Annotated in this window: 3 protein-coding genes; all 3 read left to right on the top strand. The window is 24.1% G+C overall.

Annotated features, from left to right (window positions below; all coding sequences use genetic code 4):
- The first annotated feature begins 160 nt into the window (after positions 1–160).
- The 3 genes from EHU54_RS05690 to EHU54_RS05680 all read left to right on the top strand — a co-directional run bounded on the left by EHU54_RS05690 (position 161) and on the right by EHU54_RS05680 (position 1,872).
- Positions 161–457, top strand: coding sequence for a hypothetical protein (locus EHU54_RS05690; protein WP_400249427.1), 297 nt, complete (start codon positions 161–163; stop codon positions 455–457).
- 183 nt (positions 458–640) lie between these two features.
- Positions 641–1,339, top strand: coding sequence for a hypothetical protein (locus EHU54_RS05685; RefSeq protein WP_400249426.1), 699 nt, complete (start codon positions 641–643; stop codon positions 1,337–1,339).
- Between the two features lie 14 nt (positions 1,340–1,353).
- Positions 1,354–1,872: a hypothetical protein gene (locus EHU54_RS05680; protein ID WP_400249425.1), complete on the top strand. Its 519-nt coding sequence runs from the start codon at positions 1,354–1,356 to the stop codon at positions 1,870–1,872.
- Positions 1,873–1,931: the final 59 nt, after the last annotated feature.

The raw sequence follows: 1,931 nt of genomic DNA, 5'->3' as shown, positions 1-1,931 counted from the left end.
TAATAGGTTATGCAAGAAGTCTAATAAATATAAGTGATATCCAACCCAATTTACATTAGATGATGTTGTGTTTGAACAACCAAGTTTAAATTATGGAAAAACAACAGGAGAACAAGTTTATGAATTATTTATGTATGTTAATTTATTATAAAAGAGGATTATGAAGAAGTTATTAGAGTCATTATTAGTAGGAACTATCTTATTTGGAAATATTAGTCCGCTTATTGCTTGTAAAACTACACAAGAAGAGAATCTTAATTTTGATTTAGCACAAATTGATGAAACAGTATTTCAAAATTATTCATGAACAGTTGATCAAATGTTAGGTAGTGAACTTGGCGGGTTTCAAACTTTGCGGAGTACTATTCTTAAAATTATTCAAATTAATTTTGAAGAAATTGATCTTTTTAAAATTAATGTTGATATTTATTATGGCTATCATACGACACCTAATTAAAATTATTTAATTGACTTTAGTGCTGTACAAAACTTATTACCAATTACTTATTTTTCAATTCATATTATACCAAATAATTATGGTCATTACCAAAATGAAAAATGAATTACAATTAATACTAATGTTGATTTAACTGAATTAAATATTTTAAAAAATAGTGTCTTATTTTATTCTGATAATCCAGTGCCATTTGATAATGCTAAATTAATAGCAGGATTTGTACAAAATATTAATAATATTTTTCAAACGGAAAAAGAATACGAGGAGATTGTAGCATATTATAAAAAAATGTGAAACGACAATAATCCGTTACCATTTGGATTTTTTAACTTGGAAATTAAAGTCAAAAAAGATAGTAGTAACTTTGTTAAATTTGATGGATCAAGAGCAATGTTAATATTTAATTCCACAGTTGTTGAAAGTAATTATAAGGTAATCCTAGAAAGTAAAGGATTTAGTTTTTATAAAAAACCAGAGTTCTTATCAGTTTGAAATGTTTCGATTGACAGTAATGATTTTAATGCTAAAGACTGAAGAAATATTGATTGGAAACCTATTGCTAACAAAACATATGCTGGAACAACAACTATTGCGGAAATTGTTAATGATGTAACTGATTATTTAATTAAGTGATCAGCACATGTTCATAATTCACATTTTATGCAAGCAACTGATGTAAATGTTATTTTGAAAAAAGGTGCACAGCCGAATGATTTAGATTTGTGGTCACCAACAACTCAACTAAAAAATTTATGAAAGAGTGCTGACCATGGGGGATTACCATATGTTTTTGCCTGATTTAAAAGTAGCAATAAAAATTATCTTAAAATTAATCATGCAGCCGGAACTGTTGGGACACATGTTTCTTTTAAAATTACTTAAGGAAGGAGAAAAGTATGACAGATTTAGTATCTTTAAAATATTTTATTGTTTTAAATATTTTATTTCTTCTTTTTGGTAGTAGTTGAGAAGGAATTTATTTATTAAAACATTTTAAAAATAAAAAAAATAGTGAAAGTTGAATCGCTAGTAAATTATTTTATTTTTTATTAGTTGTTATTAATATTGGTTTAATTCTAAATGTATTGCAATTGTTTTTATTATTTTTAACATCAGATTTTACTTTTAGTAATAATTATTTGCCAGAATGAAGATTATTGTCACGAAAGATTTTTTATGCTATTACAACAGCTATTAGTATTTTTATTTTATTCTTTATAATAACTTATTTATATCAATGAAAAACAATTATTTATTTTAATCGCCAAACATTAAAAAGTATTTTTAGTGAATATGACTTGAATGATAACCAAGTTAAAGTGTCTATTTTTAACAATATTAGTTTGTTTCAGTTTCTAGATAAATATTTAATTTGTAAAACAAATAGTAAATTTTATAATAGACTTCTTGCATAACCTAGTTATTTTAAAATTCCTATAAAATATATTTAAAATAGAAATTATAGGAATCTAAA

This window comes from Spiroplasma sp. ald (assembly GCF_044714355.1).
In the GTDB taxonomy this organism is placed as follows: Bacteria; Bacillota_I; Bacilli_A; order Mycoplasmatales; family Mycoplasmataceae; genus Spiroplasma; species Spiroplasma phoeniceum.
The sequence above is the reverse complement of the archived record's forward strand: the minus strand, read 5'-3'. Positions and strand labels throughout refer to the sequence as shown.